General features: G+C 45.3%; 7 protein-coding genes. 1 reads left to right on the forward strand and 6 read right to left on the reverse strand.

Annotated elements, in window-relative coordinates:
- The first annotated feature begins 443 nt into the window (after window positions 1-443).
- Window positions 444-2,582 (forward strand): type IA DNA topoisomerase, encoded by a 2,139-nt coding sequence (locus Q1J64_RS08360; protein ID WP_301108609.1) that lies wholly within the window; start codon window positions 444-446, stop codon window positions 2,580-2,582.
- 38 nt (window positions 2,583-2,620) lie between these two features.
- Here the strand turns inward: Q1J64_RS08360 and cls are convergent, their stop codons facing one another.
- From cls to Q1J64_RS08390, 6 genes are all read right to left on the reverse strand, one after another.
- Window positions 2,621-4,075, reverse strand: coding sequence for a cardiolipin synthase (cls, locus tag Q1J64_RS08365; RefSeq protein WP_301108610.1), 1,455 nt, complete (start codon window positions 4,073-4,075; stop codon window positions 2,621-2,623).
- A 211-nt stretch (window positions 4,076-4,286) separates the two neighbouring features.
- Window positions 4,287-4,931 carry a hypothetical protein gene (locus Q1J64_RS08370; RefSeq protein WP_301108611.1) on the reverse strand — a complete coding sequence of 215 codons (645 nt, stop codon included), beginning with the start codon at window positions 4,929-4,931 and terminating at the stop codon, window positions 4,287-4,289.
- A 170-nt stretch (window positions 4,932-5,101) separates the two neighbouring features.
- On the reverse strand, window positions 5,102-5,509 hold the full coding sequence (locus Q1J64_RS08375) for a hypothetical protein (protein WP_301108612.1): 408 nt from the start codon (window positions 5,507-5,509) through the stop codon (window positions 5,102-5,104).
- A gap of 72 nt (window positions 5,510-5,581) precedes the next feature.
- Complete coding sequence (locus Q1J64_RS08380) at window positions 5,582-6,961, reverse strand: sensor histidine kinase (RefSeq protein ID WP_301108613.1); 1,380 nt, start codon at window positions 6,959-6,961, stop codon at window positions 5,582-5,584.
- On the reverse strand, window positions 6,958-7,629 hold the full coding sequence (locus Q1J64_RS08385; protein WP_301108614.1) for a response regulator transcription factor: 672 nt from the start codon (window positions 7,627-7,629) through the stop codon (window positions 6,958-6,960). The genes Q1J64_RS08380 and Q1J64_RS08385 overlap by 4 nt, the downstream gene beginning before the upstream one ends.
- Complete coding sequence (locus Q1J64_RS08390; protein ID WP_301108615.1) at window positions 7,626-8,432, reverse strand: YihY/virulence factor BrkB family protein; 807 nt, start codon at window positions 8,430-8,432, stop codon at window positions 7,626-7,628. Before Q1J64_RS08390 ends, Q1J64_RS08385 begins: the two co-directional genes overlap by 4 nt.
- Between the last annotated feature and the right edge of the window lie 549 nt (window positions 8,433-8,981).

Raw genomic sequence — 8,981 nt, forward strand, 5'->3', positions numbered from 1 at the left:
GGTTATTATTAGGGGTCAAGTAGTCGATGCCTTGACACCCCCGAATCATACCAAGGGGACTTTTCTATTTCAATAGGGCTCCACTAACCAAACAGGAATGCTCTGGGAGGATCAGCCCGACAGGTGACGACAACTTAGGGGAGCGAAGCGACCAAGTTGGCTCACCGCGGGCCCTCCAGAACGCGTCCGCCTGAAACGGAAAGCAACGGTACTAGATAGCTTTTAGAATCCAGTTTTTTAAGCTAAACTTATATACTTCTTGATTTTATTAAATAAAATATGATTTCTTTCCACTATACTTAAAGGGATGGCTTTATGAAAGATAAATCAACACAAGCAACCCTAAGTTTTCATTAGATTACTTTTTACAGCAACCTCCCCCAATATATGAGATAATGAACCTAACAGAACGAGCGTACTATAAATAAATTCGAGGTGGTCACATGAAACCCGTAATCCTTGCAGAAAAACCAAGTCAGGCCAAAGCCTATGCAGACGCATTCACTTCCCGCAAACACGACGGCTATATGGAAATCAGTCCATGCCAGACGTTTCCAGAAGGGGCTTTTTTGACGTGGGGTGTCGGGCACCTCGTGGAATTAAAAGAACCGCATACCTATAATCCATCCTGGAAACGCTGGTCACTTGGTAGTTTGCCTATATTACCCGAGCGTTATGAATTTCAGGTGGCCCAGGGAAAATACAAACAATTTCAGGTCGTGAAACAATTGATTCGCGGAACGAATATGGTCATCAATGCATGCGACGTGGACCGCGAAGGCTCGAACATTTTTTATTCGATCTACTATATGACGGGTGCGCGCAATCAGACGATTAAGCGGCTCTGGATTAATTCGCTCGAAGCAGATGAAGTGCGTAAGGGATTTGAGAATTTGCGGGACAATGAAAAAGACCTGCAGCTGTATGAGGAGGCCAAGGCGCGTCAGATCAGCGACTGGCTGGTCGGGATGAATGCATCGCGTCTGTATACGCTTTTATTAAAAGCCAAGGGGATTCAACAAGTGTTCCCAATCGGACGTGTACAATCGCCAACAGTGTATTTGATCTATCAGCGGCAGCGTGAAATCGAGACATTTGTGTCGGAACCATTCTTTGAGGCAGAAGCGCTTTTTACTGCAGCCAATGGAACCTATAAAGGGAAAGCAAAGCTGAAAGAACCGAAGCGCGAACTGATTGCGGAGGCACTGAACAGCCGTAATATTACGAAGCGCTCACCGGGAACGATCTCAGAGCTGACGAATACCGATAAACGGATGCCGCCGCCGCAGCTGCACTCTCTTTCTACCCTGCAGGCAACAGCAAACCGAAGATGGAAAGCCAGTCCCGCCACCGTGCTGAAAACGATGCAGACACTTTACGAGAAGAAGCTTGTGTCGTATCCGCGGACTGATACGCGGCATATCACGCCGAGCGAGTTCAACTACCTGGCTGCGTCTGTAGAAAAGTACCAGGAAGTAATTGGACAAACTTTCGAAATTGCTTCACGCACACCGAAGAAGCGCTATGTCGACAGTTCCAAAGTGCAGGAACACTATGCCATCATTCCGACGAAAAAACTACCGACGGCGGCCGCTATTGCTAAACTAGCTCCGCTTGAACGGAATTTATACGAAGAAGTCGTGCGGACAGCGCTTGCGATGTTCCACCGTGATTATTTATATACCGAAACGAAAGTAACGACAGACGTCAACGGACTTCCCTTCTTTACAACAGGGAAAACGGAACGCGATAAGGGTTGGAAAGAACTTTTTTCTGCGCCGAAGAAAACAAAAGACACAGAAGAACCAGCTCTGCCGCCACTTGAGCAACATGAAACGGTGCAAAGTGAGATCGGCATTAAAGAAGGCGCTACCCAGCCGCCAAAACCGTATACAGAAGGCCAACTGATTGCGATGATGAAAACATGTGGAAAGCTCGTGGAAGATCAGAGCGAAACTGATATCCTGAAAGAGATTGAGGGGCTTGGCACAGAAGCGACGCGAAGTGGGATCATCGAAACGATTAAAAGGCACGGCTATATTTCCGTGACGAAAAATATCGTATCGATTACCGATAAAGGACGCGTCTTATGTCAGGCGATCGAAGGCAGTCTGCTCGCGAGCCCTTCCATGACAGCGAAATGGGAGACGTACTTGAAGAAGATCGGCAACGGTGATGGTACGGGCCAGCACTTTTTAGGCAGCGTCTCAAAATTTATTGAAAAGCTGCTGGAAGACGTGCCTGTTCAACTGGAAAAACAGACAATTGATATCGTTCTGCCGCCTTCTCCTTCTTCCAACAGAAGTTCTTATACCGCGACGGAAGTGGCGCCATGCCCGAGATGTAAAAACGGTATGATTGTCGCCCGCAAATCATTTTACGGCTGCAGTAACTACAAAAACGGCTGTAAGCAGACGTTTCCCGGCTTATTTTTGAAGAAGAAGCTGACTGTGCCGCAAGTGAAACTGCTATGTACGAAAGGGAAAACGAATGTCATCAAAGGATTTACATCGGCTGACGGCAAGAAGTTCGATGCTTCATTGGAATTTAAAGAAGGAAAACTGGAGTTAGTATTTGTGTAATTGGAAAAGGACCGCTGCTTAATGACAGCGATCCTTTTTTATAATACAGGTGACAGCAGCCGCGAGACGCCCTGTTTGAATCGAATCCACAGTGATCTTTCACTATAGCGCCGCGGTGTCAGTTCCGAACTCAGTTCAATGTCTTTCAAGAACAGTTCCTGCAGCTCTTTTGCCACCTTTTCATCATAAACAATTGCATTCACTTCAAAATTCAATCGGAAGCTGCGCGAATCAATATTCATCGTACCGACTGATGCGATTTCTCCGTCCACTACGATGGTCTTCGCGTGCAGAAAGCCATTTTCATAAAGCAAAATTTTAGCTCCATAATCAATTAAATCCCCTGCATATGCCCAAGTCGCCCAATAAACGAAGGGATGATCCGGCTTGCTCGGAATCATGATGCGCACATCCACTCCTGATAGCAAAGCGATTTTACAGGCATCCATGAAACTCGTATCCGGAATAAAATACGGTGTCTGGATAAAAACACTTTCCTTGGCAGACAAAATCATTTTAATATACATATTCTTCAAATGCTCTGTCACAGAATCCGGTCCGCTTGATACGATCTGAACAGGACTCGTGCCGTTTTGCTTCTCCTGCTGAAATGAATAATCTCCCCAAACGCCCGGCTTATTTTTACAGGCCTGATGCCAGTCGAGAATGAATTTCCCCTGAATAGTGTTGACAGCTTTACCTGTGATTCGAAAATGCGTATCCCGCCAGTAACCGAACTTTTCATTCAGCCCGAGGTACTCATCTCCGACGTTGAATCCACCGATATAGCCGACGCATCCGTCAATGATGACAAGCTTCCGGTGGTTCCGGTTATTCACTCTGAAATTCACTAGGCGGAATAAAGATGGGAAAAACACTTCCACTTTTCCGCCAGCCGCACGTAAATCCTCAAAGAATTTCGGCGATGTCTTTTTGGAACCAACTTCATCGTACAGCAGCCGAACTTTAACACCGGCTTTTGCCCGCTCAATTAACGCATCACGAATCCTCTTACCCAACACATCCGGCTGAATAATATAGTATTGAATATTCACTTCATGTTTTGCAGAATTTATATCATGGAGTAACGCGTCAAACTTTAGATGTCCGTCAGTAAAAATTTCGATTTCATTATCGTCTGACAGTAAAGCATGAGAAGACGTCAGATTCATTCGGATCAGTTCTTTATGCTTCTCCAGCAAAGGAGAATGCTGCAGCTGTTCATGGTCCAACGCTTCAAGCTGCTTATCTGCTTCCGTTTCAATCGCTTCTCTTTCCTCAGCCGTCAGTTTATAAAAGTTTTTCTGTTTCAGATTACGGCCAAGGAACAGGTAGATAAAGAATCCTACGATCGGCAGGAATACCAGCACCATGATCCATGCCCATGTGTTTCCGACATCTCTTCTTTCGAAAAACAAGACGCCTGCTAACAGTAGAATATTAAGTACGGTGACAATTGATACAAATAACGTGATGAAATGAGTAATGTCCATAATAGTCACCATCCTTTCATTCTCTTTGCCAACTTCTTTGTTGCGATATACTAGTTAAGATGATTACAGATTGTATCCTTAAATATAGCATGTAACGTCGCAAAATGAATAGAACTTATGTAGAAAGACAAAAAAGACTGTCTATTATAAAATAGCAGTCCCCAACACTTTGATCTTATTCATATTCTATATACGAATTAAGAATCAGTTATCAAACCTCACCCAAAAACTCTTCCTTCACACGCTCTCCATACGCCTTCTCACTCTCCCCCTCCTTCTTCGGATATTTCTCCGCCACAACCGGCAGCAGTTTCTCCCACAGCACGTCCATCACGTAAAAATCCCGGTCAAACTGATAATCCAGTTCCTCCAGTGTCAAATCAAGCACTTCTGCATATTTCTTTTTCTCTTCATTGCGAACAGCCGCCACATGCTCCTTAATAAATTCCGTCACTTCTTCCTCTTCCACCTGTATCCCATAATTCTCTTCTGCAATATGAAGTGCATTCCAATAACGCTCGTTATCCCTCTCCGCCATCGACCGCATAAACTCGGGTGAATGCTCTTGCCTCGTAAAATTATTCTCTACCCGTATCCTGAATTCCGCCTTCTTCACAGTAAACAGCGTGTCCGTTTCATCCGCATTTACTCCTGAACGAATAAACTCCAGTTCCTCCTCGATCTCAGGCATGTCCTTCAGCACCTCTTCCACCGCTGCGTTCATTTGTGCATAATCCTTTGTTATGAGCTTTGGCTCTGCCTGCTCCGAACTGGCAGGTTTTTTAATCAGCATACTCGTCGCAATAACTAAACTGAAACAAATCATTATCAGCGCAAAACGATTGCTCCCTGTCATTTTCATTTCCCCTTTATGTAGTAAGTCCTTCCACTATGCCATACCAAAGCTGAATATTTTGTTGAATACACTGCACAGCCGGCAAAATCTTTCTTGGCGCTTCGACAGGTATTTCCGCGAAAACAAAAAAATCCAAGTACACGGAATGACCGCATGCTTGGATTACCAACTTATTTACGGACAGCTGTCACTTTCTCTGTTGTAAACGTCACAAGGACGAACAATGCAAAGCTAATCAGCAGCACCGTACCGCCAACGATATAAAAAATTAACGCAAATGTTTCATTGATATTGAAAGGCTGCATGAATTGAAGCCACATACCTGTTGTCAGTCCGATGGCTCCAATAATTCCTGACCATCCTTGGATTATCAGAAGCTTCTTCGCACGAACACGGTAAATTTTATAGAACACACCCCAAGCGAACATCGACAGCCAACCCACCAGCAAAATATGCGCGTGAATGGGACGGAATGCATATGAACCTGCGCCCGCCATATGAGAACCAAGCACCGTACCGATCAAACCAAAAATCGCCGCAATGCGAATTAAACGTAAACTCCACTTATCTTGTAACATCTTTATTCCTCCAGTCATCTTTCTACTATCTTCATAGTATCAGATTTAGATGAACGGAAGATGAACTGCAGATTATAATTTAGGCAAACGCACAATGAAAGTTGTTCCCTCTCCTAATTCACTTGTCACTTCTATTTGTCCATCATGCAGACGCACAACTTGCTCGACGATTGAAAGCCCAAGTCCTGTTCCTTCTACTTCACGTGTTCGAGAATGATCTGCACGGTAAAAACGGTCAAAAATTCTCGACTTCGTTTCCTCCGACATCCCGACACCCGTATCTTCAATGGAGAAACATACCTCATTATCCTGCTCCCACAGCCTGACATCGATCGTTCCACCGTCTTGTGTATACTTCAGAGCATTGGACAGCAAATTCTCCCACACCTTTTCTAAAAAAGCAGGATCTCCTTCAAATGTCACTTCATCAATTTCCAGCATCAGCGACATTTCTCTCTCCTGCAACAGCCACTGTGATTTGCGTACAGTCTCCCGAACCTGCTCATCTATACGGAATACCTTCTTCTGCAGAGGTGAAACAAGCTGATCAAGCGAAGTCAGCAACAACAATTGCTTTGTCAGCATGGACAAACGCTCCGTCTCCGATTGGATAATCCCTGCATAGTGCTTTCTTTCATCGGCAGGCAGCTCTTCATTTGACAGTAAATCCGCATAGCCCTTGATATTCAATAAAGGAGACTGAAAATCATGCGACACATCACTGATGAACGCCTTCCGAATCTGATCGTTCTCACTGAGCCGGTTAATCATCTGCTGAAAATCTTTCGCCAGTTGACCGATCTCATCTTTACGATCAATAGACAGTTCGCCGCTGAATTGTTCCTCTCCTACTTTCTTCGTCGCACGCGTCAGCACCACAATCGGCTGGATCAGCTTGCGCGCCACGACCAGCATCGCCAGCAGACTGATAATTGCCATGACAATAACCATGCCGCCTAGTAAGTAGTGGATTTCCGTAAACAGCATCTTGATATCAGGACGCAGGAACAATGCATACGTGCTGCCTTGATAAGTAAACGGTACACCAACTGTATTTGCGGATTCATTCGAAAAATAACCTGTTACAAAGCTCTCCGCCTTCAAATCCCGCATGCCGTGATAAACGTTCCCGTCCTGCACCAGACGAACGGCTTTAGGTTCCAAATTATCGAGACGGAATTCTTCTCCATAAGAACCGGTCGTCCCGTCAGGCTGGATAACCAATAGCTTATAACCCACACCTGCAAGCATATTAAAATAACCTGTCAGATCCAAACCTTCTTCCGACTCAATGAAAGACGCAATCTCTTCAGCTATTCGAACGTTTTTCTCATCATTCTCGTCCTTCAGATAGCGGTGATAGTATGTATTGACTGCCAAAAATGCGAGCAGCCCACTCGTCAGCATAATACCAAGAGTTAAAATGACGAACTTGCCGTACAGCGACTTCATTCCGAAACCTCCAGCTTATATCCGACACCCCTCACCGTCACGATCTTCACCTGACCCGTCAGCTTCCCCAGCTTGTCCCGCAGCCGTTTAATATGAACACTCAACGTCTGCTCATCTCCCTCATAATCAAATCCCCACACACGCTCTACTAAGACATCGCGCGTGAACACTTGGTTAAGCCTCGAAGCAAGCACAGACAGCAGCTCAAACTCCTTCAGTGGCAGCAAAAGCGACTTCTTGCCAAGTACCACTTCATAACTTTGCCGATTAATCACCAGCGGCCCCGCCTGAATCATCCGGTCCACCGCTTTATCATAACGACGCAAAATTGCATGAATACGGAACAGCAGCTCTTTCGGCTCGAACGGTTTGACTAGATAATCGTCAGATCCAGCCAAGAACCCCTTCTCCTTATCCTCCAACTCACCTTTTGCCGTCAGCAGCAGCACCGGTATCTCCGTATCCTCCCGAAGCTTCCTCGTCAGCGTATAGCCGTCCATTCCCGGCATCATGACATCCACCACCGCCAAATCCGGCCACTCCTGCTCGACAGCCTCCAATGCCTGCTCGCCATTCACCGCTTTCACCACGGTATACCCCGCCTGCCGCAAATGAATACTCACCAACTCTAAAATATGTATATCATCATCCACCACTAAAATTTTCATGTCGACCGTCTCCTCCTCTTCCACTCTGCATTCAGCAACCCAGAAAGAATAATAATCACCGCCGTCAAATAAAACCATAACACAAGCATAATGATTCCTGCCAACTGCCCGTACAGTCTGGAGTAATCAACCTGCGCCACATAATCACCGAAAAGCAGAGACACGAGCTGCCAACCAAATGCTGAAAACAAAGCACCCGGCAAAACTTCCTTCCATTTCATTTTACCAGTCGGCACAAGCTGATAAAACAACAGGAAGAATATCAGCAGAAACAACGTTCCAAGCCCCCATTTAATATTTGGCCAAATATACAGCCAGCCTTGCCAGGCGTCAAGTACATCATAATACGCAATCACACGATGCAGCAGCTTTTCGATCAGCGGTAAAAACAGCGACATAGGCACAACTAGCATAAACAACACAGTCACTCCAATATTCCGAATAAACGTCAGCCAGAAAGCTTGCTTCACCCTCTTTTCATTCGCCATATCTAATGAACGAGCAAACGACTGAACTGCCACCGACGAAGTCCACAAAGCAGCCAGCACACTAATTACCAGTACATTACCATGACTTTTATATATAACCGATTGCACACTTTGCTCAATCAGCTGAAACGACTCTTCTGGAACAAATGGACGCAGTAACGCCAAGATACTTGCCTCCTGTACAGGCAGAAACTGAACAAGCGACAGCACCACCAACAAAAAAGGCAGCACGGATAGCAATAAATAATAGGCATTCTGTGCAGCCTGATCAAAAAAGCGTTCATTAAAAAATCGCTTAACTATCGTAATGACCATCAAATTCCCCCTCAGCCTGCTCCGTATCTTATTACCAATATACCCTAATGAATCCATCTCAATTAACTAAAAGTGAATTTTCCATTCCTTTTATGGCTTATCTTATGATTTAGCCAGTGGCATTAGACAACAAAAGCCGCTCGCTTATCTCTACGAGCGGCATGAGTGTCGTTACGAGCGTACTTCGTGTCTATTTGATCACCGTCAATGAATAATATGACTTTGCTGTCTTTGATCACTTATCAAGGTCGTATGAGCACCTGAACGCCTTCTATGATCAAAGACACCTTTGGTAACCCGCAACGCGCCAGCTTACCTTCCGTGTTCGGTGCTGCGAAGGACGAAGAACAGCGGATTAACTGCGTCAGCTTCTCCACTTGCGAGTCTCGCGTATATCATACGCTTCGAGTCACAGCGGCTCACTTCCTTGCACTCCACTACTCCTCGCCCTTCTCGCTATTTAGTTCTCTGTAATCTAAATCTGTACAATAAAATCGTAAGCCTGCCGGCTTTATTATTTCTTTTTTAAACCACAAAAAAGCCACTCCC

Source organism: Sporosarcina sp., from assembly GCF_029257255.1.
Lineage (GTDB): Bacteria > Bacillota > Bacilli > Bacillales_A > Planococcaceae > Sporosarcina.

What these genes read in the sequence shown, in the direction of transcription:
- Q1J64_RS08390 (WP_301108615.1), bottom strand. Translation starts at nt 8,432, where the DNA reads ATGGTCATTACGATAGTTAAGCGATTTTTTAATGAACGCTTTTTTGAT.
- Q1J64_RS08385 (WP_301108614.1), bottom strand. Translation starts at nt 7,629, where the DNA reads ATGAAAATTTTAGTGGTGGATGATGATATACATATTTTAGAGTTGGTG.
- Q1J64_RS08380 (WP_301108613.1), bottom strand. Translation starts at nt 6,961, where the DNA reads ATGAAGTCGCTGTACGGCAAGTTCGTCATTTTAACTCTTGGTATTATG.
- Q1J64_RS08375 (WP_301108612.1), bottom strand. Translation starts at nt 5,509, where the DNA reads ATGTTACAAGATAAGTGGAGTTTACGTTTAATTCGCATTGCGGCGATT.
- Q1J64_RS08360 (WP_301108609.1), top strand. Translation starts at nt 444, where the DNA reads ATGAAACCCGTAATCCTTGCAGAAAAACCAAGTCAGGCCAAAGCCTAT.
- Q1J64_RS08370 (WP_301108611.1), bottom strand. Translation starts at nt 4,931, where the DNA reads ATGACAGGGAGCAATCGTTTTGCGCTGATAATGATTTGTTTCAGTTTA.
- cls (WP_301108610.1), bottom strand. Translation starts at nt 4,075, where the DNA reads ATGGACATTACTCATTTCATCACGTTATTTGTATCAATTGTCACCGTA.